Source organism: Rhodanobacter ginsengisoli, assembly GCF_042657065.1.
Classification (GTDB): Bacteria; Pseudomonadota; Gammaproteobacteria; order Xanthomonadales; family Rhodanobacteraceae; genus Rhodanobacter; species Rhodanobacter ginsengisoli.
Genome location: NZ_JBHSNF010000006.1, coordinates 47,881 through 73,306, shown reverse-complemented (window position 1 = coordinate 73,306; position 25,426 = coordinate 47,881). Strand labels below are relative to the sequence as shown.

Below are 25,426 nucleotides of genomic sequence, written 5' to 3'. Positions count from 1 at the left end.
CCCAGAAGTCATTGCCTGCGGCGCAGGAACGTTCGCCCCCTGGCGACCCGGCGCCACGAGACTCCCGGGCGCCGGACGGGGGAACTCAGGCTGCCATGCCCTTGAACGGTCCGGCCCGCGCAGTGGCGGCAGGACCCGCGCACCGCGTGCATTCCTCGGATGGGCCGGTCAGCCGCAGCAGCCCGATGCGTCACCTGCCGCGAGTGCGAGCTGAACCGGAGGGCACGGCACGTCGGCGTATGAGCAGAACACGCAGCACTTGCCGGGCAATGGCGAAAGCAGCTCGCCGCAACCCGTGCACTCGTAGAAATGGATGCAGCAATCCACCGGCATGGTCTCGAGCTTCGCATGACCACAGAACGGACACGTGATGGTTGAGGACAAGGTCGTTGTCATGCGCCACCTTTGCGGATGTATCGGTCACGAAGGCCGGATGGCGAGTGTAACGGCAGCGCGCCGCGGCGACCCGTGGCCGCTCAGCCCCACGCGATCACGCCGATCGCCAGCAGGGCCAGCAGCACGCCACCGAGGTTGAGCCGGCTCAGCCGCTCGCGGAACAGCAGCAGGCCGACCAGCGCGCCCAGCGCCACCACGCCGATGTTCATGCTGGCGAAGACCAGCGCCGGGTGCTGCGGCAGCGCGCGATGGCCGCGCAGGTAGAACAGGATGTTGCCGAAATTGGCCAGGCCCAGGGCGATGCCGCCCAACGCACTGCGCCCGTTGAAACGGACGCGTCCGCGCAGGTGCCGCCACAGCGGCAGGGCGAATGCGAGCGGCAGCGCCAGCGCGAACATCGCCTGCAGCGACGCGCCCAGCGGCACGCCGGCCAGCGCCACCCGCTTGAACAGGATGTCGATGGTGCCGAAGCCGGCGAACACCAGCAGCGGGTAGAGCCAGGCGGCGACGCCGTCGCTGCGAGCCGCGGCGCCGGTACGCCAGATCATGCACAGCAGCGCCAGCAGCCCCAGCACGATGCCGGCCAGCTTGAGCGCGGTGAGCCGTTCGCCGAACAGCACGAACGCGGCCAGCAGCGAGATCAGCAGCGACAGCCGCTGCGCCGCGTCGCTGCGGACGATGCCGGCATGCCGCACCGACGCGCCCAGCGCAAGGAAGATCGTCGGCAGCAGCAGGCCCAGCCCGGCCAGCGCCAGCCACGGCGCGCCGGGTGCGCGCAGCCCCGCCAGCGGGGGCTGCAGCACCAGCGCGGTGAGCACGCCGGCCACCACGTAGTTCCAGGCGATCGCCTGGCCCACGTCGACATCGAGACGGCGTGCTAGCTTCAGCAGCACCGAGACCAGCACGCTGCACAGCACGCTCAGCCAAACGAAGATCATCCCGCACTCCCGCCAGAATCAGCCGGCATTGTGACGCAGCACGGGCCGAAGCCGGGCCGATGCGCAGGGATCAGCCGCGCAGGCTCTTGAACAGCATCAGGATCGCCACCGCGATGATCGCCAGCGCGAAGATCAGGTTCAACGCGCCGCGCGTCTTCGCCAGCCGCTTCGCGCCGATCGCGCCGAGCCAGCCACCGACGATGCCGCCGCCGATGAACTCCGCCGCGACCGGCCAGTCGATCAGACCGGAGATGGCGTAGTTGGCTGCCGCGGTGAGGCCGAATGAACCCACCGCGAACAGCGATGTGCCGATGGCGTAGATGATCTCCATGCCGCTGGCGAACATCAGCCCGGGCACGATCAGGAAGCCGCCGCCGATGCCGAAGAAGCCGGACAGCCCTCCGGCACCCAGGCCGATCGCGCCGAGCCGCGGGTACATGTGCGGCAGCGGGTAGCGATCCGGGCCGCCGCGGCGGCCACGCAGCATCAGCGCCGCCACCACCAGCATCAGCAGGGCGAACAGCACCAGCAGGTGCTGCCCGTTGACCGCCTTGCCGATGCTCGATCCGATGTACGCGCCGACCACGCCGGTGGCGGCGAAGGTGAATGCCGCCTTCCAGCGCACATGACCGGCGCGGGCGTGCGGGATCAGGTTGGCGAACGCGTTGATCGCCACCGCCAGGGCACTGGTCCCGATCGCCAGGTGCGGATCGTGCACCCCGACCACGTACAGCAGCAGCGGCACGGCGAGGATCGAGCCGCCGCCGCCGATCAGCGCGAGCGAGAAGCCCACGGCCGAACCGCACACGATGGCGAGCAGGGCCTGCAAGGTCAGCAGATGGTGCATGGGGGGATTCCGGTGGCGAATGTCTTCGGTCGGCGAGACGGAATAGCTCGAACGTCGACCCATCCGCTCGCACGGGGCGAGCTCATGGGCCGAGGCAGGCCGTGGCGGTCTACTGAACGTGCGCCGCGTCGCCCAGTCGGGGCCGCAGCGCCGACAGGTCGTAGCCGGCGGTGCGGGCGGTTTCCAGGATCGCATCGGCCGGGCCCTTCGCCTGCAGTGCCCACAAGGTGCTGGAACGCGTACCGGTGCGGCAGAACGCCAGCACGGGTCCGGGCAGGTCGGCCAGCGCCGCGGCGAATGCGCTCACCTGCGCCTCCTGCAACTGGCCCGGCACCACCGGAATATGCCGATAGTCGAGCCCGGCCTGGCTTGCCGCGGCGGCCAGCATGGCGCTGGTCGGCTGGCCCGGCTCTTCGCCATCGGGACGGTTGTTGATGACGCTGCGAAAGCCCTGCGCGGCGAGCGCCGCGATGTCGGCGACTCCGATCTGGGGGCTGACGCTGAGGTCTCTTGAAAGCGGCCGAAGCTGCATCGGTGTTCTCCTGCGGAATGGTTGTGGGCGGGCCGGATTCAGATCGCATCCAGCGGAATTTTCAGATAGCGCACGCCGTTGTCCTCGGCCGGGGGCAGCCGGCCGGCGCGCATGTTCACCTGCACCGCGGGCAGGATCAGCTGCGGCATCGACAAGGTGGCGTCGCGCGTGGTGCGCATGCTCACGAAGTCCGCTTCGCCGACGCCCTCGTGCACGTGGATGTTGCCGCGACGTTCGGCGCCTACCGTGGTCTCGCAGGCAAACTCGTCGCGACCGGGCGCCTTGTAGTCATGGCACAGGAAGAGGCGGGTGCTGTCCGGCAGCGCGAAGATCTTCTGGATCGAGCGGAACAGGGTGGCCGCGTCGCCACCGGGAAAGTCGCAGCGGGCGGTGCCGTAGTCGGGCATGAACAAGGTGTCGCCGACGAACGCGGCGTCGCCGATCAGGTGGGTCATGCAGGCCGGCGTATGGCCCGGCGTGTGAATGGCCGTGGCCTCGATGCTGCCGATCAGGTAGCGCTCGCCGTCGCTGAACAGATGATCGAACTGGCTGCCATCGCGACGGAACTCGCTGCCCGCGTTGAACAGCGTGCCGAAGCTCTCCTGCACCGCACGAACGTGCTCGCCGATGCCGAGCTTGCCGCCCAGGATGGATTGCACATGGGGCGCCGCCGAGAGGTGATCGGCATGCACGTGGGTGTCGATGACCCACTCCACGGTCAGCTCCTGCGCCCGCACGAAGGCGATGAGGGCGTCGGCCGATTCGCGCCCGGTGCGGCCGGACGCCGCGTCATAGTCGAGCACGCTGTCCAGCACCGCCGCCTTCTGCGTCACCGGATCCCACACCACGTAGCTGAAAGTGTTGCTCGACGCATGGAAGAACGCTTTCACTTCGGGACGTTGCATGGCCTGCTCCTCGGTTCGGCGGTGCCGGCGCGGACGCCCTGAACGGGCCGGCACCGCAGCCGGCCCACCCGCTGCACCCGGGCTTCCGGGTGTATATTCGAGTTTGTTAATATACGCCCGCGCCGGGCCGGGCGCAAACCGGGCATTCGAGTGGCGCGGCGGCGTCCCGTCAGGGTCGGGCCGGGGACGATCCCAGCAGGTGGCCATTCACCTCGGTGCCATACAGCGACATCGGGCTGTCGTGATACTTCCGGCGCGTCTCGGACAGATCGCCGCCGTAGCGCGGATCCTGCGGCCGCTCGTGGGCGTCCATGAACATCGCCACGTCCCACGCGTCCTGGGCGCTCAGGGTGTCGCCGCGACTGAACGGCATGTTCGCCTTGATGAAGGCGGCGGCATTGTCGATCTGGTGCATGCCGGCACCCCAGTTGAACGACTGCGGCCCCCACAGCGGCGGGAAGACGTTGCGGCCGGCCACCTGCTGGCCCTGGCCATCGCTGCCGTGGCACAGCGCGCAGTTCTTCGCGTAGACCTGCTCGCCGCGTGCGTAATCCGGCGGCCGCGGCGGCTTGAAGCCCTGCTTCGGATAGCCGGCGCCCTTCAGGGCGACGCCAACCGGCGCACCCTTCGCCATCCACCACGCATAGGTTTCCAGCGCGACCATCTCGGCGCTGTCCAGCGCTGGCGCCTTGCCGTTCATGGAATAGCGGAAGCAGCCCTGCATGCGTTCGCCCAACGTGTTCACCCGGCCGTTCTTCTTGCGGTACTGCGGATACAGGCCGTAGGCACCCCACAGCGGCGCGGAGTTGGCCTGCCGGCCCGCATCCAGATGGCAGTTGCTGCAGCTGAGGTCATTGCCCACATAGGCGCGGGCATGGGTCGGCGTGTCGGTGAAGATGGCGCGGCCCTGGCGGATCACCTCGCCGAGGGGGCCGGCGGGAATCGCCGCTTCCGGCGGCGGCACGAACGACGCCGCCATCGGCGCGGGCGCCGGTGCCGCGGTGGACGCCGCGGCGGGCTGGGCCGCCACCGTATCGGCGGAACTCGGCGTGCAGCCGCTCGACACGACCGCGGCCGCGAGGATCAGCGCAAGGGCTCCGGGCAGGCTCTTCATGGCGCGGTCCCCGGTGCAGGCAGCGGTTGCGCCGCAAACCAGTCGGCCACGGCGTGGATGTCCTGCGCGCTGAGCGCGGCGGACAGGTGCTGCATCAGCTGCAGCGGGTCGTTGTGCCGACGGCCTTGCTGCCAGGCCATCAGTTGTGTGGCGATATACGTGGCCGGCTGGCCGGCCAGGGGCGGGAAATGCGCCCCCACGCCGACCCCGCCGGGACCGTGGCATTGCACGCAGGCGGGCACCTGGCTGGCCCAGCGTCCGCGCGTGGCCAGCACGGCCCCGACACTGTCGGCGGCTGGCGGAGGCGTGGCGGGGGTGGCCAGCGCGGGCGGCAGCGGCAGCCCGCTGTAGTAGCGCGCCAGCGCCCGGCGCTCGTCCGCATCGAGTGCCGCGGCAGACACCTGCATCACCGGGCTGCTGCGTGCACCGCTGGCGAAATCCTCCAGCTGCTTCTGCAGGTACGCCGCATCGAGTCCGGCCAGCCGCGGGTAGCCGGCACTGGCCTGGCCCGCGCCATCGACGCCATGGCAGGCCATGCACGGCGCCGCGCCCCTGCCGTTGCCCTGGCGGGTGATGGTTGCCGCATCGGTGGCCAGCGCCAGGCTGGCGAACCACGCGGCAGCGACGACGAGGCTGCCGGCGAAAATCGTTCGACGTGGATCGACGTGGCGCATCGCGGTCTCCTCAGTGCGCCGGCAAGAAACCGTATTTGCGGTAGACCGCCTGCGCGGCGGGGCTGTGCATGAACGCGAGGAAATCCTTCGCCGCCTGCTCGTGCGGCGCATTTTTCATGCGCGCCGCGGTGTAGGTGGCGGTGACATTCTGTGCCGCGGGGATCGCCACCGTCTCGACCGGATGATGCAGGATCTGCTGCTGGAAATACGCCTCGGTCGACCACACCGGTGCCGCATCGGACTGGCCCTGCAGCACGCGCAGCGGCGATTGCCGGTGATGGACGTGGGTGAGGAAGGTGCTGCCGTCGTGCACCTTGGTCTGCATGATGGTGCGGTCCAGCGCCTCGCCGCCGGCCTTGCGATAGCTCGCCTCGATCTGCCGCGCGATGCCTTCCCAGGCCGGGTTCGGCATGCTCACGCGCACGTCGGCACGGCCGAGGTCGGCCAGCCCGCCGATGTGTTTCGGATTGCCCCTGGCGACCAGGATCGCCAGCGGATTGCGTGCATAGTCGTAGCGCTCGGCAAACCAGTCGTGCCGCTTTTGCTGATCCGCGACGGCGCCCTTGCCGGCCGTATAGACGTCCGGCTTCAGCGTGATGCGCAGGTTGCCCATCACCAGCACGCCGCCTTCGATCTGTTTCGCCAGGATGCCCGGCGGCAAGGTCTCCACGAAGATCCGCCGGATCTGCGGATGGGCCTGCTGGAACGCCGCCATCAGGTCGTGCACCACCATGAACTGGTTGCCGGCGAAGAACACCACCAGCTGCGGGTCGACGATGTCGCCGTGCAGGTCGGCGACCGCATCGAACGGCGGCACGCTGAACTGCAGCCCGGCCGGCGGCGGATTCCACGGCGGCAGGAAGTCGGTCGCCGGCGCGGCGGCCTTCGCCGAGCCGGCGACGGCCAGTGCGGCAAACAGCAGCAGCGGATGCAGTCGAAGGTTGCGCATGATGTTCCCCTTTGCGGTGGCAGGGCTACGCGCTGATACCTACAGCGGCATCAGCGCGTAGCCCTGTTGCTGCAGGTTGATGACCGTGGTGAGGCCCGACAGCGCCACGGTGACCCGCGGATCGACCCAGTCGTACTGGAAATCGTGCTCCGCCACCGCCTGCGCGCAGGCGGCCACGTCGACACCGGCCTTGCGCAGCTGGGCGATCAGCGCCAGGTTGGGATTGGCCACGCCGTACTTCTTGCGGTACTGCACGTCGTTCAGCACGATCGGCGTGGCCGCGCCAGCGGCGATCGCCACGAATTTCAGGTGGGACAGCGGTACGCCGGCGCTGACATACAGGTTTATCGCGCGCGCCACATGATCCAGCGAGGGGCTGACCGCGCCCGGTTTCTCGCCAGCCTTGCTGAGGCTGAACACCACTTTGTAGGTGGCGTGGCGATCCGGCTGGTAGGCGGCCTGCGGCATCGGATGGATCCTGCCGGCCCCGGCGATGGTCGGGGTCTGCCAGAAACCATCGCCGGCGATCGCGGCAGTGGACAACAGGCTTAGCGCAAGCAGCGCGAACAGCATTGGACGGGTCATGGCGGCCTCGCAGGACAGTCGGCAACGCGGGATTGGCGTCGGCTCATGCTATGTCCGGCCCGCCGGGAGGCCAAGGGAGTTTTCGTGATCGCCACCATAAGCCGAACTTATGGATGGCCGTCGTCAGGATCCGGTGAACACATGGCGCTGGGCGAAATAGCGCGCCGGCGGCTGACCGAAGTTGCGCCGGAACATCGCCACGAAGGCGCTGACACTGACATAGCCCAGTGCGTCGGCCACCTCGGCCACCGGCGTGCCTTCGGCTAGCCTCTCGAGGCCCCGGCTGAGCCGCGCCTGCTGGCGCCACTGCGCGAAACTCAAGGCGGTTTCGGCACGGAACAGGCGACTGAGGCTGCGCACGGACAAACCGGCCCAGGCTGCCCATTCGTGCAGCCCGCGATTGTCGTGCGGCTGGGCAAGCACGGCCTGCGCAATGCGCAGCAGGCGCCGGTCCTGCGGCATCGGCAGGTGCAGCGATTCGCGTGGCGCCCGGCGGATCTCGTCCAGCAACACCGCCATCACGCGTTCCTGTTCCTGGTTGAGCCGGTCGTGCCAGGTCCAGGAACTGGCGCGGCGCACCAGCGCGCGGGTCAGCTCGCTGACCCCGATCACACAGGGCGTGGCCGGCAGACCGTGATCGACGGCCGCCGTGATGAACACGCCCCAGCCGCTCATCGGGCCGCTGATGGTGACCGTATGCCATTCGCCCGGAGGCATCCAGCCGGCACGATGCGGCGGCAGCAGCCAGGAGCCGTGTTCGGTGTGCACGTGGATCAAGCCGCTCTCGACGCAGAAGAACTGGCCACGTTCGTGGCGATGCCAGTCATGGGTGCGGGTGCCTTCCCCGTATTCGCTGGCCACCTCGTCATCCAGCCAGTAGGCGATCAACGCGGGTCCGTCGCTGCGCTCGATCAGGTCGTGGACACGCTGCTTCGTTTCCGTCATGGCCCGTTCTCGACATTATTTGACCAAATAACGTTAACAGCTTGCAGTGGAAGTTTCTTAAGCTGCTTGCGTCTCCAGCCGTCACGCGCCGGAACTCTCGCCGCTGCCATCGCTTGCGGCCCCTGTCTCCCGCCGCCACGCCTTTCTGCTGCAGTCACGCCTCGCACTGCCCGGGCGTCCTCAGTCTGGCCGGGTGTTGTCGCTCCCCTGCACCGAGGTCTTCCATGTCACCTATCGAATTGCCTTTGGCCAGGTCCACTCAGGCGGATTCTCCGCTGCACACCTTCATCGCCTGCGCCCACCAGATGCTGGACGCATCGACGCCCGAGACCGTGCGCCGCGCGATGGAGCCCAAACTGCTGGCGCAATTGCCGGTACTGCGTGCCCTGGGCGTCTTCGAGCTGTTCGAACTGCGCGATCCCGCGCTGCGCGCCTGGCTGGCGGACGAGCTGGCGACGATGGACGAGGTCCCCGTCAAACCGGAAGTAAATTTGCTGAAACAAACATAAACAGGCATATATTTGCCTTGACATATATATTTTCGGCAATAGAATGCCCGGCATGAATCTCAACGGACCCTCCCCGACCCCGCCTGCCGGCGATGCCCACGCCCCCAGCCTGGGCATGCTGCTGACCATGGTGCGTTCCGAGATGGTGCGCGCGATCGAGGCGGAACTGGCTGGCCAGGGGCTGGACCTCAGCTTCACCCAGTACCTGATCCTGAAAAAGGCACAGCAACTGGGCGCGGTGTCGGCCACCGAGCTGGCGCGCGCAGTCGAGATCGATGGCGGTGCGATGACCCGCCAGCTGGATCAACTCGAGCGCAAGGGTTATCTGCGTCGCTCGCCACACGCGCAGGATCGCCGGGCACTGCGCATCGAACTCACCGACGCCGGACAAGCGGTGTGGAAGGACACCGCGTCGGTCTGCAGCCAGCGTGTGATCACCGCCGCGCAGCGCTCCTTGAGCGACATCGAGCAGGCGCAGTTGCACGACTACCTGACGCGCGTGCTGCACGCGCTTCGCGACAAGAACTGACCCACTTCTCCCTGGATTTCACCCCATGCGTCAGCATTTTCTCACGGCAACAGCCGTACTGACCCTCGTTCTGGGCGGTTGCGCCAGCAGCGGCGGACTGCAGCCCGACGGCACCCTGACCGACCCGTCCACCCTGCGCGCCGGGCACAGCCTGGCCGGCGCGCAGGGGGCGGCCACGGCTTGGCCGGCGACCGACTGGTGGAGCGGGCTGGGCGATCCGCAACTGGACGCGCTGATGAGCGAGGCCCTGCGGAACAATCCCGGACTGGCCGTGGCCGATGCGCGCGCACGTGGCGCCCAGGCCCAGGTCGGCATCGCCGACGCGGCACGCGGCCCCAGCGTGACGGCGGGTGCCGCCGTCAACGGCGCGCGCCTGCCGGCGGATCTTCCCATCGGCAACGGTCATTTCGGCCTGGCCAAGTACGCGGACGTGAGCTTCAAGTGGGGCCTGGACCTGTGGGGCGGCAAACGCGCCGCATGGCAGGCGGCACTGGGCGCCTCGCGCGCCGCGCAGGTCGATGCCCGTGCGGCGCGCATCGAACTGTCCGGCAACGTGGCCCGCGCCTACGCCCGGCTGGGCTACGCGTTTGCCCAGCAGGACCTGGCCGCGGGCGAACTCAAGCGGGCGAATCAGTCGCGCGACCTGACCCGGCAGCGGGTGAGCGCGGGCATCGACAACCGGATCGTGCTGAAGCAGGCCGAGGGCGAGGTCGCCAGCGCCGAGCAGGACGCCGCGCTCAGCGCGCGCGCCGTGGATGCGGCGCGTTCCGCGCTGTCGGTGCTGCTCGGCAAGGGCCCGGACCGCGGACTGGAGATCACCCGCCCCCGCGTGCTGACGCCGGCCGAACTGGCGGTACCGGCCAACCTGCCGATCGACCTGATCGGCCACCGCGCCGACCTGGTCGCCGCACGCTGGCGCGTCGAGGCCGCGGGCAGGGACATCAAGGCGGCGAAGACCGAGTTTCTGCCGAACATCAGCATCGGCGCGATGGCCGGCGTGATCGCGCTGGGCGGCGGCAATCCGCTGTCGCTGTCGTCACGGTTCTTCGAGGGCGGCCCCTCGCTGAGCCTGCCGATCTTCGATGGCGGCCGGCTGCGCGCCAACCTCGCCGGCAAGGACGCCCAGTACGACCTCGCCGTGGCGCAATACAACCAGACCCTGGTCGGCGCCCTGAATGAAGTCGCCGACGACGTCTCCGCACTGCAATCGCTGCAGCAGCAGATCGAAGCGCAGCAACGGGCGCAGACGGCGGCACAGCAAGCCTGGGAACTGTCGCTGCAACGCTACCAGGCCGGCATCGGCAGCTACCTGGAAGCGCTCAGCGTGCGCCAGCAGCTGCTCGTCGCCAATCGCGGCATGGCCGCGCTGCAGGCGCAGCAGGTCGACCGCTCGGTGCAGCTGATCGAGGCCCTCGGCGGCGGCTTCCAGCCGCAGGCCGACGCGCCCGCTCCTTCGTCCTCCACCTCTTCACATTCCTGAGGCAGCCCCATGTCCAGCCAGACTCCCACCCCGACCGAGAGCACCCCGGTCGCCCCGCCACCGAAGAAGAACTCGCGCGGCGTCATGCTGCGCCTGCTCGGCGTGGTGGTCCTGCTCGCCGCGATCGGCTGGGCGCTGTGGTACTACCTCGACGGCCGCTGGTACGAGGGTACCGACGACGCCTACGTCAACGGCAACGTGGTGCAGATCACCCCGCAGGTGCCCGGCACCGTGGTCAGCATCGGCGCCGATGACGGCGACCTGGTGCATGCCGGCGACGTGCTGGTGCAGCTCGACCCCAGCGACGCCGACGTGGCGCTGGCCGAGGCCAAGGCCAACCTGGCCAACACCGTGCGCAAGGTGCGCGGGCTCTATTCCAGCGTCAACGGCGCGCAGGCCGACGTGGCCGCGCGCAAGACCGCGGTGGACAAGGCCCGTGCCGACTACCGCCGGCGCGTGGCGCTGGCCCGGTCCGGCGCGATCTCGGCCGAGGAGCTGTCGCATGCCAGCGATGCGCTGACCAGCGCCGAAAGCAACCTGATCGCGGCGCAGCAGCAGTACCAGACCAGTAAGGTGCTGGTCGACGACACCGTGGTCGCCTCGCATCCGGACGTGCAGGTCGCGGCGGCGAAGCTGCGCGCTGCCTTCCTCGACGACGTGCGCGCCACCCTGGTCGCGCCGGTGGACGGCTATGTGGCCAAACGCTCGGTGCAGGTCGGCCAGCGCGTGCTGCCGGGTGCCGCCCTGATGGCGGTGGTGCCGCTGCATGGCGTGTGGGTCGACGCGAATTTCAAGGAGACCCAGCTCACCGACATGCGCATCGGCCAGCCGGTGGACATCGAGTCCGACGTCTACGGCAGCGCGGTGAAATACAAGGGCAAGGTGGAAAGCCTGGGCGTCGGCACCGGCAGCGCGTTCTCGCTGCTGCCCGCGCAGAACGCCACCGGCAACTGGATCAAGATCGTGCAGCGCATCCCGGTGCGCGTGGTGTTCGACGACCCGCGACAGCTGGACAAGCACCCGCTGCGCCTGGGCATGTCGGTGACCGTGGATGTCGGCCTGCACGATCAGCGCGGACCGACCCTGGCCCAGCACTCGCCGACCCAGCCAGCCTTCAGCACCGACATCTACAAGCAGCAGCTGGACAAGGCCGACGCCGCGATCGCGCAGATCATCCACGCCAACATGGCACGCGGGAAATGAGCCCCGCAGGCAGCGCGCCGCATGCGCGCTGCCTTTGCGTCGATGTGCAGAAGCGCATCGCGCGCAGGGTGCACTCCCACCTCATTGATTGAATCCGATGACCACTCAATTCCGCCCACCCAATCTGGCCCTGAGCACGATCGGCCTGTCGCTGGCCACCTTCATGCAGGTGCTGGACACGACGATCGCGAACGTGTCGCTGCCGACGATCGCCGGCAACCTGGGCGTCAGCAACAACCAGAGCACCTGGGTGATCACCTCGTTCGCGGTGAGCATGGCGATCTCGCTGCCGCTGACCGGTTTCCTCACCCGCCGCTTCGGCGAGGTGAAGCTGTTCACCGCGTGCACCCTGCTGTTCGCGCTGACCTCGTTCATGTGCGGCATCTCGCAGAGCATGGGCATGCTGATCCTGTTCCGCGCGCTGCAGGGCGCGGTGGCGGGGCCGATGTATCCGATCACCCAGAGCCTGCTGATCGGCATCTACCCGCCGGCCAAGCGCGGCATGGCGCTGGCGCTGCTGGCGATGGTGACGGTGGTGGCGCCGATCGCCGGCCCGATCCTGGGCGGCCTGATCACCGACAACTATTCGTGGCCGTGGATCTTCTTCATCAACGTGCCGATCGGCATCTTCGCCAGCATGGTGGTGGCGAACCAGCTGCGCGGGAAGGTCGAGAAGACCGAGCGGCCGAAGATCGACTATGTCGGCCTGATCACCCTGATCCTCGGCGTGGGTGCCCTGCAGATCGTGCTGGACAAGGGCAACGACGAGGACTGGTTCAACTCCACCTTCATCATCGTCACCAGCATCATCTCGGCGATCAACATCGCGATCTTCCTGATCTGGGAACTGACCGACAAGGATCCGATCGTCGACCTGAAGCTGTTCCGCCATCGCAACTTCACCGCCGGCACGATCGCGCTGGTGCTGGCCTACGCCGCGTTCTTCGCGATCGGCCTGCTGGTGCCGCTGTGGCTACAGCGCAACCTGGGCTACACCTCGACCTGGGCCGGTTACGCCACCGCGCCGCTGGGCGTGATCCCGGTGTTGCTGACGTTCTTCGTGGGCAAGTACGCCAGTCGCATCGACCTGCGCCTGCTCGCCTCGGTGGCGTTCATGGTGATGGGCGCGACCTGCTTCATGCGCGCGGACTTCTTCATCGGCATCGACTTCCATCACGTGGCGCTGGTGCAGCTGATCCAGGGTCTGGGCGTGGCGCTGTTCTTCATGCCGATCCTGACCATCCTGCTGTCGGATCTGCAGCAGAACGAGATCGCCTCGGGCTCGGGCCTGGCCACCTTCCTGCGCACGCTGGGCGGCAGCTTCTCCGCCTCGCTGACCACCTTGCTGTGGGAGCGGCGCGCGGTCGCCCACCACGAGCAACTGGCCGAACACATCACCGCCTACAACCCCGCCTCGCAGACGGCGATGAGCCAACTCGGCCACGGCGACCCGCAGGTCGCCGGCAGCGTGATCAACAACATGATCACCCAGCAGGGTTACCAGATCTCGTTCAACGAGGTGTTCCATGCGCTGGGCTGGGTGTTCATCGGACTGATCTTCGTGATCTGGCTGGCCAAACCGCCGTTCACGCCGAAGGCCAGCGCCGCGGCTGGCGGGCATTGACGAACCGGCGCGGCCTGCCGCGCGGCTACAGCTCGAAACCCACGCCCAGCAACAGCATGGTTTCACCGCGATTGGGATGGTGCAGGTTGCCATTGGAAACGTGGCGAACCTGCACGCTGAATCGCTGCCCCTGCCAGCCCAGCGTACTGACGAACTCGTAGGCCGTGCTCAGTGCCTGGGTGCGCGCACTGTTCAGCGCGGGCTGGAAGCTCACGAACAGATGCCGGTACCAGTCGTCCGCCGTGCCGTAGTGGACGCGCGCGCCGGCGGCCAGCAACCAGGCGTCCTCGGATGTGGAGTAGCGATTGCCGCGGTAACGGGCCAGATCGCGGCCTTCGATCCAGCCCAGCGAGACATCCGGCGACCAGCTGAAATTGCTGTCGCCGACCCGGTGCCCGTCGAACACGCCCTCGACGAATGCGGCGGAGGTCGCGTGGTTGCCCATGTAGCTGGGTCCACCCTGGAATTCCAGACGGGCGGCCGTCGCGGGAAAGACGGCGGCGACGAGACACATGGCGAGGGCGACGCGTCCGGCTTTGCGGGTTGTGTGCATGGGAAATGGCCTATGGGGATAGGGAGATTTATACACCCCATAGTTTACTAACCAATGCGGTCCAGGCGTGAGACTTTTCCGTCCGCCGGGCCAGCGCGGGACAGGACGCCCGGCATCGCGGGGTCCTGTCCCGGCGAAGGATCAGCGCGTTCCGGTCGCCGGCGCGGGCGGCGCGGACTGCAGGTTCGGGCTGTCCAGGTCCAGCGCGGTCGACTCCAGCAGCACGGCCTTCGGATGGGTCTTGCGAATCGCCGCGGCGAATTGCCCGGCATCGCCGACCACCACCACCGTGCTCTCGTCCGCCTCCAGATGCTTGTCCGCGTACTTCTCGACCTGCTTCGGGGTGACCGCCTGGACCTGTTCGACGTACTTGCCGATCTCGTCCAGCTTCAGCCCGTAGATCGCCAGCTCGGCCACCTGCCCGGCCAGGCCCGCGGTGGTTTCCAGGCTGCGGCCGTAGCTGCCGGTGAGGGTCGCCTTGCGCGCGGCCAGCTCCCCGGCGGAAACGCGCGTGCTGCCCAGCCGCCCGAACTCGCCCAGCATCAGGTCGACCACCTGCGGCGCGGAGGGATTCTTGGTCTGCGCCGCGGCCAGCCAGATCCCGCCATCGGCAAGCGCTTGCAATCGGCTGCTGGCGCCATAGGACAGGCCGCGCTTGATCCGGATCTCCTCGTTCAAACGGGCCGAGTACGAACCACCGAGTACCGCATTGGCCACCGTGCCCACGTAGTAGCCGGCATCGCTGCGCGGCGGCGCGGCATGCGCCACGACCACACCGGCCTGGCCGGCGCCGTGCTGATCGATCAGCAGGAGCGGCGGCAGGCGGCCGCGGCTCCTGCCCGACGGGCGCTTCGGCAGGGGCGTGGCCGGTTTGCTCCAGTCGCCGAAGCTGGCCTGCGCCAGCTGCTTCGCCCGGGCGGGATCGATGTCGCCGGCGAGGATCAGGATCGCGTTGTCCGGCCGGTACAGCGTGTCGTGCAGCTGCTGCACGTCGGCGCGCGTGATGCGCCCGATCGAGGCCGGCGTGCCGGTGCGCGAGTGACCGTAGGCGCCCTCGCCGAACACCCCGCGGCTGGCGGCCAGCGAGGCCAGCGCGGTCGGCCGGCTGAGCATCAGGCGCAGGTCGTCGATCGCCTGCGCCTGCGCCCGCTTCAGCTCGGCGGCGGCGAACGCCGGCCGGCGGATCACGTCGGCCAGCAGTTGCAGGGCCTGCGGCAATTTCGGCGTGGTCACGGTGATGCCCACCGCGCTCTCGTCCCACCCCGCCGCGGCATCCAGCGAGCCGCCCAGCGCCTCGGCCGCGGCCGCGATCTGCGGTGCGGTCATGCCCGCCGCGCCCTTGCCCAGCAGGTTCGCGGTGAGATCGGCCAGCCCGGCCAGCGCCGGCGGATCCATCTCGCCGCCGCTGCGCAGCACCAGCCGGGCGGTAACCAGCGGCAGGTCCGCGCGGCGCACGCTGATCACCTGCAGGCCGTTCGCCAGGGTCTGCAGCTCGGGCGTCGGCACGCTGAGTTTCGGCGCCGGCGCGGGTGCCGGCGGCGTGGTCGGAAAGGCGGCGGCCGGATTCGTCTTCATCACGATCTTGTCGGCCAGCAGCTGGCCCGACGCCATCATCGCGGCCGCAAAGACGGCCAGACGCAGTGCGTTTGCGCAGTGACGCGGCATGTCGCGGATCATTTCGCTGCTCCCTTGCTGGCGGCTTGCGGCAGGTAGTCGATGGTGACCTTGTGCGCGCCGGTGACGTATTTCTGCAGCACCCGATGCACGTCCTTCTCGGTGACCTGCTGCAGCGCGACCAAGTCGGTGTTGACGTGTTCCACCCCGCCGTCGATCAGGCTCGCCTGCCCCAGCGCGAACGCGGTGCCCTGCGCGGTCTGGCGCTGCTTCAGTTCGCTGGTCAGCAGCTGGGTCTTCACCTTGTCCAGTTCGCTGGCGGGAATCGGCTGGGTCGCCAGCCAGATGACTTCCTCGCTCAGCAGGTTCTCCGCCTCGGTCGGCTGGTGCCCGCTGGCGAGGATCGCGTAGACGACGAACAGGCCCGGTCCGACCCGGCTGTCGGCGTCGGCGCCGATCTGCTGGGCGACCTGGTGGCGATACACCAGCGACTGGTACAGCCGTGACGAATCACCCTGCGACAACAGCGCGGCGGCCACCTCCAGCGGGATGCGGTCGGCGCTGTCGGCAGCCGGCGGAATCAGCCAGGTGACCGCCACCGCGGGCAGCGGCGCTGTCTCGCTGGTCTCGGTATAGCGCAGGTTCTTCCTGCGCCGGGGTTCCTGCACGGTGACCTGCGGAATCGGCGTGGCCGGTTTCGGAATCCAGCCGAAGTATTGATCGACCCAGGCGTCGAGCCGGGCCGGATCGAAATCGCCGCTGACGATCAGGGTGGCGTTGTCCGGCCGGTAGAAGGTGTCGTGGAACGCGATCACGTCCTTCAGCGAGGCCGCCTCCAGATCCTCGATGCTGCCGATGGTCGGGCGCCGGTACGGATGCACCGTGTACGAGTGCGGGTCGATCGCGTTGAACAGCTTGCCGTAGGGATTGGCCAGCACGCTCTGACGGTATTCCTCCTCCACCACGGCACGCTCGGACTTGAAGTTCTTCTCGTCCACGTTGAGGTTGGACAGCCGCTCGGCCTCGGCCCACAGCAGGGTCTGCAGGTAGTTGCTGGGCACCACCTCGAAATAGTTGGTGACGTCGTCGCCGGTGGACGCGTTGTTGGCGCCGCCGACATCCTCGGTCAGTCGGTCCATCTGCTCGGCGTGCATGTGCCGGGTGCTCTTGAACATCAGGTGCTCGAACAGGTGCGCGAAACCCGAGCGCCCCTGCGGGTCATCCCTGGAGCCGACGTGGTACCACATCTGCACCGCCACGTTCGGGCTGGAATGATCCTCCACGCTGAGCACCTTCAGGCCGTTCGGCAGGGTGCGCTGGTGGTACTGGATCGGTGCGATCGCCAGTTCGGCCGCCGCCAGCGGTGCTGACACCGCGGCGGCCACGAACAGGCTCAGTGAGGCCAGCAAAGTGGCCGGACGCAAACGCATGCTCATCCCCTCAATCCGTTCAGGTGGAAAGCGCCCACGATAGCAAGCCGGTCGACCCGGCGGGGCATGACTTCCGGACCACGGCCGGGTCTTCGTGGCAATTTACCCGGACAGTATTGACAGACATTTTGATCCGGGTAGAATATGCCGACCTTCTCCCAGGACGCCGCTCATGGTGCCTCCCGATACCGCCCACGGCATGGCCGCCGCATTCGACCATCAGCGACTGCTCGGCCGCGGGCCGCTGGCCGAGGTGGTGCGCGCGGCCAAGCAGGCGCTCGATGCCGGCGCCTCTGGCCCGCTGCTGATTTTCGACGACCGCAGCAGTCAGCCGATCGAGGTCGATTTCCGCGGCACGCTGGATCAGGTGCTGGCGCGCCTGCCGACGGATGCCGCCGGCCCCGCGGTGGCGCGGGGGCGCGGCCGGCCGAAACTGGGCGTGGTACCGCGCGAAGTCACCCTGCTGCCGCGCCACTGGGACTGGCTGGCCCGGCAACCCGGCGGCGCCTCGGCGGTATTGCGGCGGCTGGTCGAGCAGGACCTGCGCGGCAATGGCGCGAAGGAACGCTCGCGACGGGCGATGGAGGCAGTCGATCGCTTCATGCAGGCGATGACCGGCAACCTGCCCGATCACGAAGAGGCCTCGCGGGCGTTCTACCGGGGCGAGCGCGAGCGCTTCGCCGCCCTGACCGAGGCATGGCCGGTCGATGTGCGCGATCATCTGCGCCGACTCGCGATCGGTGCATGGGACAGCGCCGCCGCCGTCTAGCCACCACCAGCTCCGCTCCAGCCATTCATCCACCACCACGCCAGGGACTATCCATGCAGCAGGCACGCCGCGACTCCGTCTTCGCCAACCGCAATTTCCGCCTGCTGTTCGGCGGCAGCACGATCTCGATGCTGGGCGACCAGTTCACCCTGGTGGCGCTGCCGTGGCTGGTGCTGAAACTCACCGGCGACCCCGCCGCGCTGGGCATCGTGCTGGCCACGATGGCACTGCCGCGCGCGGCGTTCATGCTGATCGGCGGCGCCGTGGTCGATCGCCTGTCCCCGCGCAAGGTGCTGCTGGCGGCGCGCGGTACCAATGCGCTGCTGGTGGCCCTGCTCGCCGTGCTGGTGCTGCTGGGTGCGATCCACATGTGGCTGGTGTACCTGATCGCGCTGGGCATCGGCCTGTCCACCGCGTTCGCCTATCCGGCCGGTTCGGCGATCCTGCCGCAGCTGGTCAAACCCGATCAGTTGCAGCCGGCCAACGCGCTGGTGATGGGCATGCGCCAGCTCAGCATGTTCGTCGGTCCGGCGCTGGCCGGCGTGGTGATCAGCGTGGGCGCGCACGGTGCGCACACGCAAGGCCTGCAGGATGCCGGCGGACTGGGCCTGGCCTTCGGCATCGACGCGATCAGCTTCGCGTTTTCGCTGGGCTCGCTGCTGCTGATCCGCATCCACAGCGACTTTCATCCGAAGGCGGTGGTCGGCGGCGTGCTGTCGAACGTGGCCAGCGGCGTGCGCGCGATCTGGGCCGACCTGCCGCTGCGCGCGTTCATCCTCTACGCGGCGGTGGTCTCGGTGTTCGTCGGCGGCCCGCTGCAGGTCGGCCTGCCCGTGCTGGCCGATACCCGGATGGATCTGGGCGCCGCCTCGCTGGGCATCCTGATGACCGCGAACGGCGGCGGCATGCTGATCGGCAGCGCACTGTCCGGCCTCGCCGGCCGCTTCGTGCGCGGCCGCCTGGGCCTGATGGTGCTGACCATCGACAGCCTCGTCGGCCTGGCGCTGGCCGCACTGGCACTGGCGCATTCGACCATCACCGGCGCGATCCTGCTGGCCGGCACTGGCGTGTTCGGCGGCATCGCCCAGATCGCCATCGTCAGCTGGATCCAGCGTCGCGTAGCCCCGGAGATGATGGGCCGCACCATGAGCGTGCTGATGTTCACCTTCATGGGCCTGGGGCCTCTCTCCGCCGCCCTCGCCGGCAGCCTGCTGAAAGTCATCTCGCTGCCGAACCTGTTCGTCGGCGCCGGCCTCCTGCTGACCGCCATCGCCCTCGGCTGCATGAGCAGCCCCGCGCTGCGCAGCATCGGCGCGGCGCGAGTGGAGGCGGCGCCGGCGGGTTGAGCTCGTCGCGCTGGAAGACTTCGCCGCGAACCATTCCTCTCCCTTGGCAAAGCCGGGGAGAGGGACCTTCGAAAGGTTCTTCCGGCACAACCTGACCGATGCGTCCAACCAGTCGAGCATCCGACTGAAGGTCTCCTCCCGACGGCCAGTCGCAACTCGCTGAATCCGCCGACCCGATCCAGCATCGGGGAGTCACTTGGGTTAGTGTCTACGGGCCCGGCAGCAGTCCACGGAGACATGTGTGGTTACAAACGAGATGGCGCCGATCGACTGGCCGGGAAAGCCCTTGCCACGCTCATTCTTTGATCAGGCGGCCACCTTGGTTGCGCCGCAACTCCTCAACAAGATTCTGGCGGCAGCCGATGGTCGAGCAGGCCGCATTGTAGAGGTGGAGGCCTATCGAGGCGCCCTCGACCCGGCGGCGCATACATTCCGTGGCAAGACACCAAGGAATGCGACCATGTTTGGACCGCCGGGTCACATGTATGTCTACTTCACTTATGGCATGCACTGGTGCTGCAACTGCGTGTGTGGACCCGCCGGCAATGGTTGCGGTGTGCTTATCCGAGCGCTTGAGCCCATGCACGGGCTCGCACAAATGCGTGTAGACCGCCCGCGCATAACGCGCGATCGTGATTTATGCCGCGGACCAGCTCGCCTGACCCAGGCGATGGGCATCAATGGAACCCACGATGGTATGGATTTGATCGGTGCCAGCGGAGAGTTCACCATCGTCGACGATGGCATGAGTCCGCCAAAAGACCTGAAGGGAGGCCCGCGTATTGGGATCAGCGTCGGCAAGGATCTCCCTTGGCGCTGGAGCGTGCCCGGCAGCCGTTACGTATCGGGTAAGGCATCGGGGAAGGGCTGACTCCTGAAGGGCGCTCCAAGCTCATTGCTGCAGGGCGGATCCGATGCGCGTTGACTGCCATGCCCAGCGCGGGATTCTGAGCCCCCTTGAATGGCGCCCGCCCCCTGAATCAGGTGCTTCGCTCAACCCACTGGGCTCGCCAGGCAGGCGCCTCAAAGGGGTCCGCGAAGTATTGAGTTTCGTGCGATACCTTTCTGTCCCGGAACTCCATGATGCTCACCGTGTGTACGGGATGACCTCCGTAGGTAATCACATATTCGGTGACCCAGAGGCTGCCCTTTCCCACGATACGTCGCACCGCGAACCCCGAAGGTCTACCAGGGTGATGCTCACGAAGTGCCCGCAGGTTACCCCGACCGCGAATGACTTCACCTGACTGTGGGTACTCACAGACAGCATCGTCGTGATAGATCTCATGCTCGGCCGCCAAATCACCCGCTGCAGATGCGGCCCAATGTCGATCGATGACTATCCGAATGATCTTCTCTTCCACAAGCGGCCTCCATTTCAGTACACGCGCCTGCGACAGCACCGCCTGACAAACGGCCAGCACCTGAGTTGGGTGTTGCACGGTGCACATGCCCGCTTGCGCATTGACTAGACTGCGCTCGGCCAAAGGGGCCATGCAAGTGTTTCGCGGGACCTTGAAATGCCCACTGCTTTCCGATTGATCGGAAACGCCAATGGCCGACGCACCCACAAGAAGAGATCGAATGCTTACGCCGCTGCTTCGCCATCCCGGCTGCCTATGCCGCCGCCTTGACCGACTGCCGAAAGACGAACCGGGTTCCACCGGTTAGCGCGGACACGTCCAGGAGGGCCCAGGAGCGTTTTACCTTGCTTCGAACGACGGCTACTGGCCGGGGGTTGCCCTTGAGATCCTGGTGATGGCTTGGCATGCTGCTACGGGCAGAGGTCGACCCAATATATGAATTCCGCCTCGTTCTCGGTGACCATGTCGCGACCACCGTGCGAGGCATCGAAGGGGCAGACGCCCCCTGTCGGTCTTCAGGCGATATTCGCGCCCGTAAGGCATTCGCTGAGTGCCCATAGCCTACCTGCGGCCACCGCATCGGTCGCGCGCGGACGCACGCCATGCAGTTCGTCGCTCTCGTCGCTCGGGAGCGAACCGGCGATGTCGCAATCGGCGCAGTACACGCCGCCCTTGCCATCGAGCATCGGGTTTGTCGCGCACCACACACTGGTGGCCGCGCCCTGCGGGATCGTCTTCTTGTTGTTCTCCGGATCGATGATCAGCCCGCCATCCTTGTCGATGATTTGGCTAGCCTCAATCTGCTCGGGCGACATGTGACGAATGAGGTCGGTGACGATGCCACCCGGATGTACGGCAAACGCGCGTACGCCATCGCACTGGCCGATGGCATCCAGCGCCACCGCAAACAGCGAGTTGGCTGTCTTCGACTGCCCATAGGCGATCCAGGGATCATACGGACGCTGCTCGAAGTTGGGATCCCGGAAGTCGATACCTCCCCGCCGATGGCCATAAGAGCTCAGCGAGATGACGCGGGCGCCGCCGGCAAGTACCAGCGCGGGCCATAGCCTGCACGTGAGCTGGAAATGACCGAGGTGGTTGGCAGAGAACTGAGACTCATAGCCGCGACTGTCGCGCGCCAGCGGTGGTGCCATGACGCCGGCGTTGTTGATCAGGATATGCAGTGCGCCCACTGACGCGAGGACGCGCTCGGCAAAGCGTTCGATGGACACCGGATCGAGCAGATCCATCGCATCCACGACGACGTCCGGCATGTCGCGCAAGGCGTTCCTGGCCTTGTCCATGTCACGGGCCGGCACAAAAACACGCGCGCCGGCGGCACGCAACACACGGACGGTTTCCAGGCCGATGCCGGAATAACCGCCGGTGACCACGGCATTCTTGCCGGTGAGGTCGATGCCCTGGATGACGTCTTGAGCGGTCGAGGCAGCGCCGAAACCGCTGCCGATGGGGATTTGGGGGGTAGACATGGGGAGGCTCCAAAAGGGGTCGATATAAGCTAGGCCCCGGCGCCCGAATGCAGAATGCTTACCCGTGCGCCATTTATGCGCGATAGTTCAGCCATGAGCCTTGACCCGCTTTCCGATGTGCTCGAACTCGTCCAGGCGCGATGCAGCCTCTCTGGCCGTTTCGTTGCGGGTGGCCCTTGGGCACGCCGCTTCTCCAACCTCCATGCCATCAAGTTCTGCGCGGCCATAGAAGGCTCGTGCTGGTGCGACATCGATGGGATGGGGCCGCCCGCCCGGTTCGAGGCGGGTGATGTGCTCGTGACCAACGGGACGCGCTCGCTAATGATGGCCAGCGATCCAGAACGAATGGCAATCGCCGAGACCACTCCCGTGGAAAGGGATCCGGAAGGTATCTATCGCCTCGGGACAGGCAGCAGCTTCGTCATGCTCGGCGGTATGGTGCACGTCGACGACAGGCGTCAGTCGCTGTTGCTGGACGGCCTGCCCCCTATGCTTCACGTGAAAGGCACGACGTCGGAGGCGGCGACCATCGGTTGGTTGCTCGAACAGCTCACCCGCGAAATGGAGCACACCGACCGCCCGGGGCGCACCGTCATCCTGGCAGAGCTTGCGCAGCTGCTATTTGTGAACACCTTGCGCGCCTATCTGGCACATGCTTCGGACCATGACGCAGGCTGGTTGAAGGGGCTGGGTGATCGGCGACTGGCATGCGCGCTGAGCCGCATGCACGCGGAACCCCAGCGACCATGGGGTCTCGACGACCTTGCAAAAGCCGCTGGTATGTCACGCACATCTTTCGCCGTTCGGTTCCGCGAGGTTATGGGGGTGCCGCCGCTGGCCTACCTCACCAACTGGCGCATGCATGTCGCGGAGCGCCGACTGCTGGCGGGGGCGACCGTCGCCGAAGTGGCGGACGCGACAGGCTACACGTCCGAAAGCGCATTCAGCCACGCGTTCAAGCGTGCAATGGGGGTCGCACCGGGGCGATATCGCAAAGCCGCGGATGCCGTGGATGAAGCGCAGAGCGTCGGCCACGGGTATGCCCCGATCGCAGGCGCATTTTGAGCGACAAGAATCCCGCTACTGGATCAATCGCGGATGTTGTTGGACCAGCGTGGTGCAAGGTCCTCCTTCGACCCGTATGAGCCGGTCACGACCGTCCGTTTTCGGGAAGGCCGGTCACCAATACGAAACGCAGCGGCCCGCAGTAAGTGACTGGCAGGCAGGATCAATCCTGCCGCCTCGCCGTCCGCGACTACGAGACGAATGCCGCGTCCTTTTACGGTGACTTCGAACAATGGGATGAACCTGAGCACCTCGGGTGCCTGGGACTATGGTCGCGAGATTGGCTTGTGTACTTAGTACCCGTTTGTGTACAGTGTACGCATGACCAAGGACCGCATACTCTCGGCCGCGAAAGCAGTGCTCGAATCCGCAGGCTTCGAGGGGCTGACCATTCGCAGGGTCGCCCAGCGAGCGGGCCTCTCGCCGATGGCGCTTTACCGCCATTTCAAGAACAAGGACGAGCTGCTCAACGCCCTCATGCAGGACGGCATCTCCGCGTGGGAGACGATCGTTCGCGGCATCCGCACCCAAGACCCGGTGAAGTGGTTGGAGGCGCTCGCGGAAGCCTATCTCGATTTCGCGCTCAAGCAGCCGCACAGGTTCGACGCGGCGTTCTTCCTGCCTGCGCCCGCGGCGCGCCGGTTCCCCGATGATTTCGCCGCGGGCCGCTCGCCGGCGATTGCGCTCGCGATGGCTCGCATCGATCAGGCGAAGGCCGATGGTCGGTTCCGCGACGAGCCGACACTCGGGATCGCGGTGGCGCTCGCGGCCTACGGACAGGGATTCGTGTCGATGCAGCGCGCCAGGCGTTTCGCGAGCGACCAACAGTTCAAGGCGCTGTACCGCGCGGCGCAGCGCCAGTTCCTCGATTCCCTCAAACCATCCGGGAAAAACGAATGATCACCCTGCTGGCCGCCGTATTGAGCGGCATCATGTTTTATCTCTCACAGGGATACGACCACGTCTGGGCCCTGATCTGGCTCGCGCCCGTGCCGCTGTTGTGGCTCGCCTATGGCAAAGCGCGAACGTGGCAAGTGATCGGGGCAAGCGCCATCGCGCTCCTTGGCGGCGCAGGCTATATGTTGCAGTCCCCCTACCTCCACCTCATACCACCGCTCGTCCTCACGTCGGTTCTGGCGGTCGATATCGGGCTGTTTTGCGTCGCGGTATGGTTTGCGCGCTTCGTGCATCACCGGGCGTCACCGCTCCTCACGCTGCTTGCGTTTCCGGCCTGTTGGACAGCCTTCGAGTTCCTGATTGAATTGCAGTCCCCGAACGGCACCTACGGATCGCTCGCCTACAGCACGATGTCGGCGCCCGTCCTGATCCAGAGCGCATCCCTCGTGGGGATGTACGCCGTTACGTTCCTGATTTGCCTCTTTGCCAATACCCTCGCCATGGCGCTACGACCCAAACGAGACACGGCCGCAGTCTGCCTCGGGCTGACGATCTGTGCGGCCAATTTGGTGTTCGGTATCGTGCGGCTCGCACACCCGCAGCCCGACGTGCTGCGGGTGGCGGGAATCGTCGATGAGACGGCCGTAGCGGATTCCTGGCGGGCGAAGACCGTGTCCGCCGGTCTCGCGGTGACCGAAACCTATGCGCGCGAGATCCGTGCAGCCGCCCGGGAAGGCGCCAGATTCGTGGCTACGTCGGAAGGCGGCATGGCATCGATCCCTGCCGGACAGAGCACGATTGTTGCGCCGCTCGTTGCCGCCGCCAAGGATACGGGTGTGCAGATCATTGCCGGTTTCCATTCCGAGACGCCGGCCGCCGACTTCGCGCTTGCGATCACGCCCGATGGCAGGATTCAGCGCTACGACAAGCGCCATCCGGTGCCGGGCCTTGAGGACGATTTCACGCCGGGTCATGTCTCGGGCTGGTTGGGCGATGGCCGTGCCGAGGAGATCTGCAAGGACATGGATTTCCCCGACACCATTCGTTCCGATGCCGCCAAGGGCATCCGCCTGATGGGCGTGCCCGCGGGCGACATGGGCATCGACGGCTGGCAGCACGGAATCATGTCCGTGATGCGCGGCGTCGAAGGCGGATTTTCGATCGTGCGGGCTGCCCATGACGGCCTGGTGTTCGCTAGCGACGCGCAAGGGCGTCTGGTCGCCCTCAAGAAGGATGCGCCTGCGGGCGTGACCATGATCGTCGCCGACCTGCCGCTGGGATCCGGGCCAACACTCTATACGCGGATCGGCAACGCCTTCCCGTGGCTGTGCGGGATCTTCGCTCTCGCGCTTGGCGCAGGGCTGGCGGCCTGGCGGCGGCGAAGCGCAGCCCGACGATTCGGAAATTGAACTCTGCTTTGCAGGCTCCTCTGCACTAGAGCGGAATAACGTTGGCCGCGTGCAGCCAACCTTCGATGATCTGCTGACTGAAGCAACCCATGTCGGGGAGGAGGTCAGTTTTCGAATCGCTGCTTTATGGCGCACATTCGCAGCATCCGACCGGCCGTTGTTGGCGAACTGAGACACTCACACACTTAAAATCCCGCGCGACGCGGGCTTTTTCGCACTTGGCTCTTGGGCTTTCGTCACCGCGCAGCGGTGGCACACC

General features: G+C 67.1%; 26 protein-coding genes. 11 read left to right on the top strand and 15 right to left on the bottom strand.

All coding sequences use genetic code 11. The features are described 5' to 3' along the window. Positions 1-168: 168 nt before the first annotated feature. From ACFPPA_RS18805 to ACFPPA_RS18760, 10 genes are all read right to left on the bottom strand, one after another. Positions 169-396 carry a GDCCVxC domain-containing (seleno)protein gene (locus ACFPPA_RS18805; protein WP_377322755.1) on the bottom strand — a complete coding sequence of 76 codons (228 nt, stop codon included), beginning with the start codon at positions 394-396 and terminating at the stop codon, positions 169-171. Between the two features lie 80 nt (positions 397-476). Continuing rightward, positions 477-1,334, bottom strand: coding sequence for an EamA family transporter (locus tag ACFPPA_RS18800; protein WP_377322753.1), 858 nt, complete (start codon positions 1,332-1,334; stop codon positions 477-479). A gap of 70 nt (positions 1,335-1,404) precedes the next feature. Beyond that, positions 1,405-2,181, bottom strand: coding sequence for a sulfite exporter TauE/SafE family protein (locus ACFPPA_RS18795; protein ID WP_377322751.1), 777 nt, complete (start codon positions 2,179-2,181; stop codon positions 1,405-1,407). A 109-nt stretch (positions 2,182-2,290) separates the two neighbouring features. Further along, positions 2,291-2,713 (bottom strand): protein tyrosine phosphatase family protein, encoded by a 423-nt coding sequence (locus tag ACFPPA_RS18790; RefSeq protein WP_377322749.1) that lies wholly within the window; start codon positions 2,711-2,713, stop codon positions 2,291-2,293. Positions 2,714-2,751: 38 nt separating this feature from the next. Next, positions 2,752-3,618 (bottom strand): MBL fold metallo-hydrolase, encoded by an 867-nt coding sequence (locus ACFPPA_RS18785; RefSeq protein ID WP_377322747.1) that lies wholly within the window; start codon positions 3,616-3,618, stop codon positions 2,752-2,754. Positions 3,619-3,787: 169 nt separating this feature from the next. Beyond that, a complete protein-coding gene (locus ACFPPA_RS18780; protein WP_377322745.1) occupies positions 3,788-4,732 on the bottom strand; it encodes a c-type cytochrome in 945 nt (314 codons plus the stop codon). Next, positions 4,729-5,406, bottom strand: coding sequence for a c-type cytochrome (locus ACFPPA_RS18775; protein WP_377322743.1), 678 nt, complete (start codon positions 5,404-5,406; stop codon positions 4,729-4,731). Before ACFPPA_RS18775 ends, ACFPPA_RS18780 begins: the two co-directional genes overlap by 4 nt. Before the next feature lie 10 nt (positions 5,407-5,416). Then, on the bottom strand, positions 5,417-6,355 hold the full coding sequence (locus ACFPPA_RS18770) for a substrate-binding domain-containing protein (RefSeq protein ID WP_377322741.1): 939 nt from the start codon (positions 6,353-6,355) through the stop codon (positions 5,417-5,419). Between the two features lie 39 nt (positions 6,356-6,394). Continuing rightward, the gene (locus tag ACFPPA_RS18765; RefSeq protein WP_377322739.1) at positions 6,395-6,940 is read right to left on the bottom strand and encodes a DsrE family protein; all 546 of its coding nucleotides are present in this window, start codon (positions 6,938-6,940) and stop codon (positions 6,395-6,397) included. Positions 6,941-7,063: 123 nt separating this feature from the next. Further along, on the bottom strand, positions 7,064-7,885 hold the full coding sequence (locus ACFPPA_RS18760) for an AraC family transcriptional regulator (RefSeq protein ID WP_377322737.1): 822 nt from the start codon (positions 7,883-7,885) through the stop codon (positions 7,064-7,066). Between the two features lie 224 nt (positions 7,886-8,109). Between ACFPPA_RS18760 and ACFPPA_RS18755 the strand changes: the two genes are divergently transcribed. From ACFPPA_RS18755 to ACFPPA_RS18735, 5 genes are all read left to right on the top strand, one after another. Further along, positions 8,110-8,394 carry a hypothetical protein gene (locus ACFPPA_RS18755; RefSeq protein ID WP_377322735.1) on the top strand — a complete coding sequence of 95 codons (285 nt, stop codon included), beginning with the start codon at positions 8,110-8,112 and terminating at the stop codon, positions 8,392-8,394. A 52-nt stretch (positions 8,395-8,446) separates the two neighbouring features. Next, on the top strand, positions 8,447-8,923 hold the full coding sequence (locus tag ACFPPA_RS18750) for a MarR family winged helix-turn-helix transcriptional regulator (protein WP_377322733.1): 477 nt from the start codon (positions 8,447-8,449) through the stop codon (positions 8,921-8,923). A gap of 25 nt (positions 8,924-8,948) precedes the next feature. After that, the gene (locus tag ACFPPA_RS18745; RefSeq protein WP_377322732.1) at positions 8,949-10,403 is read left to right on the top strand and encodes an efflux transporter outer membrane subunit; all 1,455 of its coding nucleotides are present in this window, start codon (positions 8,949-8,951) and stop codon (positions 10,401-10,403) included. Positions 10,404-10,412: 9 nt separating this feature from the next. Further along, positions 10,413-11,606, top strand: a complete 1,194-nt coding sequence (locus ACFPPA_RS18740; RefSeq protein ID WP_377322730.1) for an HlyD family efflux transporter periplasmic adaptor subunit — start codon at positions 10,413-10,415, stop codon at positions 11,604-11,606. 97 nt (positions 11,607-11,703) lie between these two features. Beyond that, positions 11,704-13,230 carry a DHA2 family efflux MFS transporter permease subunit gene (locus ACFPPA_RS18735; protein ID WP_377322728.1) on the top strand — a complete coding sequence of 509 codons (1,527 nt, stop codon included), beginning with the start codon at positions 11,704-11,706 and terminating at the stop codon, positions 13,228-13,230. Positions 13,231-13,255: 25 nt separating this feature from the next. Here the strand turns inward: ACFPPA_RS18735 and ACFPPA_RS18730 are convergent, their stop codons facing one another. The 3 genes from ACFPPA_RS18730 to ACFPPA_RS18720 all read right to left on the bottom strand — a co-directional run bounded on the left by ACFPPA_RS18730 (position 13,256) and on the right by ACFPPA_RS18720 (position 16,833). Next, on the bottom strand, positions 13,256-13,783 hold the full coding sequence (locus ACFPPA_RS18730; protein ID WP_377322726.1) for an acyloxyacyl hydrolase: 528 nt from the start codon (positions 13,781-13,783) through the stop codon (positions 13,256-13,258). Between the two features lie 141 nt (positions 13,784-13,924). Beyond that, the gene (locus tag ACFPPA_RS18725; protein ID WP_377322724.1) at positions 13,925-15,460 is read right to left on the bottom strand and encodes a M16 family metallopeptidase; all 1,536 of its coding nucleotides are present in this window, start codon (positions 15,458-15,460) and stop codon (positions 13,925-13,927) included. Beyond that, positions 15,457-16,833, bottom strand: coding sequence for a M16 family metallopeptidase (locus ACFPPA_RS18720; protein WP_377322722.1), 1,377 nt, complete (start codon positions 16,831-16,833; stop codon positions 15,457-15,459). The genes ACFPPA_RS18725 and ACFPPA_RS18720 overlap by 4 nt, the downstream gene beginning before the upstream one ends. Before the next feature lie 166 nt (positions 16,834-16,999). Between ACFPPA_RS18720 and ACFPPA_RS18715 the strand changes: the two genes are divergently transcribed. From ACFPPA_RS18715 to ACFPPA_RS18705, 3 genes are all read left to right on the top strand, one after another. Continuing rightward, positions 17,000-17,596 carry a DUF2239 family protein gene (locus ACFPPA_RS18715; protein WP_377322720.1) on the top strand — a complete coding sequence of 199 codons (597 nt, stop codon included), beginning with the start codon at positions 17,000-17,002 and terminating at the stop codon, positions 17,594-17,596. A 53-nt stretch (positions 17,597-17,649) separates the two neighbouring features. After that, positions 17,650-18,942, top strand: a complete 1,293-nt coding sequence (locus ACFPPA_RS18710) for an MFS transporter (protein ID WP_377322718.1) — start codon at positions 17,650-17,652, stop codon at positions 18,940-18,942. A 256-nt stretch (positions 18,943-19,198) separates the two neighbouring features. Beyond that, complete coding sequence (locus ACFPPA_RS18705; protein ID WP_377322716.1) at positions 19,199-19,813, top strand: DNA-3-methyladenine glycosylase; 615 nt, start codon at positions 19,199-19,201, stop codon at positions 19,811-19,813. A gap of 109 nt (positions 19,814-19,922) precedes the next feature. On the opposite strand, the gene ACFPPA_RS18700 is transcribed toward ACFPPA_RS18705, so the two are convergent. Together ACFPPA_RS18700 and ACFPPA_RS18695 are read right to left on the bottom strand one after the other, a co-directional pair. After that, positions 19,923-20,438, bottom strand: coding sequence for a nuclear transport factor 2 family protein (locus tag ACFPPA_RS18700; protein WP_377322714.1), 516 nt, complete (start codon positions 20,436-20,438; stop codon positions 19,923-19,925). Between the two features lie 383 nt (positions 20,439-20,821). After that, positions 20,822-21,796 carry an oxidoreductase gene (locus tag ACFPPA_RS18695; RefSeq protein WP_377322712.1) on the bottom strand — a complete coding sequence of 325 codons (975 nt, stop codon included), beginning with the start codon at positions 21,794-21,796 and terminating at the stop codon, positions 20,822-20,824. A gap of 93 nt (positions 21,797-21,889) precedes the next feature. On the opposite strand from ACFPPA_RS18695, the gene ACFPPA_RS18690 reads away from it, so the two are divergent. The 3 genes from ACFPPA_RS18690 to ACFPPA_RS18680 all read left to right on the top strand — a co-directional run bounded on the left by ACFPPA_RS18690 (position 21,890) and on the right by ACFPPA_RS18680 (position 25,167). After that, positions 21,890-22,861, top strand: coding sequence for an AraC family transcriptional regulator (locus ACFPPA_RS18690; RefSeq protein WP_377322710.1), 972 nt, complete (start codon positions 21,890-21,892; stop codon positions 22,859-22,861). A gap of 321 nt (positions 22,862-23,182) precedes the next feature. Beyond that, positions 23,183-23,761 (top strand): TetR/AcrR family transcriptional regulator, encoded by a 579-nt coding sequence (locus ACFPPA_RS18685; protein ID WP_377322708.1) that lies wholly within the window; start codon positions 23,183-23,185, stop codon positions 23,759-23,761. Further along, the gene (locus ACFPPA_RS18680) at positions 23,758-25,167 is read left to right on the top strand and encodes a nitrilase-related carbon-nitrogen hydrolase (RefSeq protein ID WP_377322706.1); all 1,410 of its coding nucleotides are present in this window, start codon (positions 23,758-23,760) and stop codon (positions 25,165-25,167) included. The genes ACFPPA_RS18685 and ACFPPA_RS18680 overlap by 4 nt, the downstream gene beginning before the upstream one ends. Positions 25,168-25,426 lie beyond the last annotated feature (259 nt).

Coding starts and splice junctions, on each gene's coding strand:
- ACFPPA_RS18710 (WP_377322718.1), top strand. CDS start 17,650: ATGCAGCAGGCACGCCGCGACTCCGTCTTCGCCAACCGCAATTTCCGC.
- ACFPPA_RS18765 (WP_377322739.1), bottom strand. CDS start 6,940: ATGACCCGTCCAATGCTGTTCGCGCTGCTTGCGCTAAGCCTGTTGTCC.
- ACFPPA_RS18685 (WP_377322708.1), top strand. CDS start 23,183: ATGACCAAGGACCGCATACTCTCGGCCGCGAAAGCAGTGCTCGAATCC.
- ACFPPA_RS18715 (WP_377322720.1), top strand. CDS start 17,000: ATGGTGCCTCCCGATACCGCCCACGGCATGGCCGCCGCATTCGACCAT.
- ACFPPA_RS18775 (WP_377322743.1), bottom strand. CDS start 5,406: ATGCGCCACGTCGATCCACGTCGAACGATTTTCGCCGGCAGCCTCGTC.
- ACFPPA_RS18780 (WP_377322745.1), bottom strand. CDS start 4,732: ATGAAGAGCCTGCCCGGAGCCCTTGCGCTGATCCTCGCGGCCGCGGTC.
- ACFPPA_RS18785 (WP_377322747.1), bottom strand. CDS start 3,618: ATGCAACGTCCCGAAGTGAAAGCGTTCTTCCATGCGTCGAGCAACACT.
- ACFPPA_RS18745 (WP_377322732.1), top strand. CDS start 8,949: ATGCGTCAGCATTTTCTCACGGCAACAGCCGTACTGACCCTCGTTCTG.
- ACFPPA_RS18720 (WP_377322722.1), bottom strand. CDS start 16,833: ATGAGCATGCGTTTGCGTCCGGCCACTTTGCTGGCCTCACTGAGCCTG.
- ACFPPA_RS18800 (WP_377322753.1), bottom strand. CDS start 1,334: ATGATCTTCGTTTGGCTGAGCGTGCTGTGCAGCGTGCTGGTCTCGGTG.
- ACFPPA_RS18680 (WP_377322706.1), top strand. CDS start 23,758: ATGATCACCCTGCTGGCCGCCGTATTGAGCGGCATCATGTTTTATCTC.
- ACFPPA_RS18760 (WP_377322737.1), bottom strand. CDS start 7,885: ATGACGGAAACGAAGCAGCGTGTCCACGACCTGATCGAGCGCAGCGAC.
- ACFPPA_RS18755 (WP_377322735.1), top strand. CDS start 8,110: ATGTCACCTATCGAATTGCCTTTGGCCAGGTCCACTCAGGCGGATTCT.
- ACFPPA_RS18805 (WP_377322755.1), bottom strand. CDS start 396: ATGACAACGACCTTGTCCTCAACCATCACGTGTCCGTTCTGTGGTCAT.
- ACFPPA_RS18790 (WP_377322749.1), bottom strand. CDS start 2,713: ATGCAGCTTCGGCCGCTTTCAAGAGACCTCAGCGTCAGCCCCCAGATC.
- ACFPPA_RS18750 (WP_377322733.1), top strand. CDS start 8,447: ATGAATCTCAACGGACCCTCCCCGACCCCGCCTGCCGGCGATGCCCAC.
- ACFPPA_RS18795 (WP_377322751.1), bottom strand. CDS start 2,181: ATGCACCATCTGCTGACCTTGCAGGCCCTGCTCGCCATCGTGTGCGGT.
- ACFPPA_RS18705 (WP_377322716.1), top strand. CDS start 19,199: ATGGCGCCGATCGACTGGCCGGGAAAGCCCTTGCCACGCTCATTCTTT.
- ACFPPA_RS18690 (WP_377322710.1), top strand. CDS start 21,890: ATGAGCCTTGACCCGCTTTCCGATGTGCTCGAACTCGTCCAGGCGCGA.
- ACFPPA_RS18740 (WP_377322730.1), top strand. CDS start 10,413: ATGTCCAGCCAGACTCCCACCCCGACCGAGAGCACCCCGGTCGCCCCG.
- ACFPPA_RS18695 (WP_377322712.1), bottom strand. CDS start 21,796: ATGTCTACCCCCCAAATCCCCATCGGCAGCGGTTTCGGCGCTGCCTCG.
- ACFPPA_RS18735 (WP_377322728.1), top strand. CDS start 11,704: ATGACCACTCAATTCCGCCCACCCAATCTGGCCCTGAGCACGATCGGC.
- ACFPPA_RS18700 (WP_377322714.1), bottom strand. CDS start 20,438: ATGGCCCCTTTGGCCGAGCGCAGTCTAGTCAATGCGCAAGCGGGCATG.
- ACFPPA_RS18730 (WP_377322726.1), bottom strand. CDS start 13,783: ATGCACACAACCCGCAAAGCCGGACGCGTCGCCCTCGCCATGTGTCTC.
- ACFPPA_RS18770 (WP_377322741.1), bottom strand. CDS start 6,355: ATGCGCAACCTTCGACTGCATCCGCTGCTGCTGTTTGCCGCACTGGCC.
- ACFPPA_RS18725 (WP_377322724.1), bottom strand. CDS start 15,460: ATGATCCGCGACATGCCGCGTCACTGCGCAAACGCACTGCGTCTGGCC.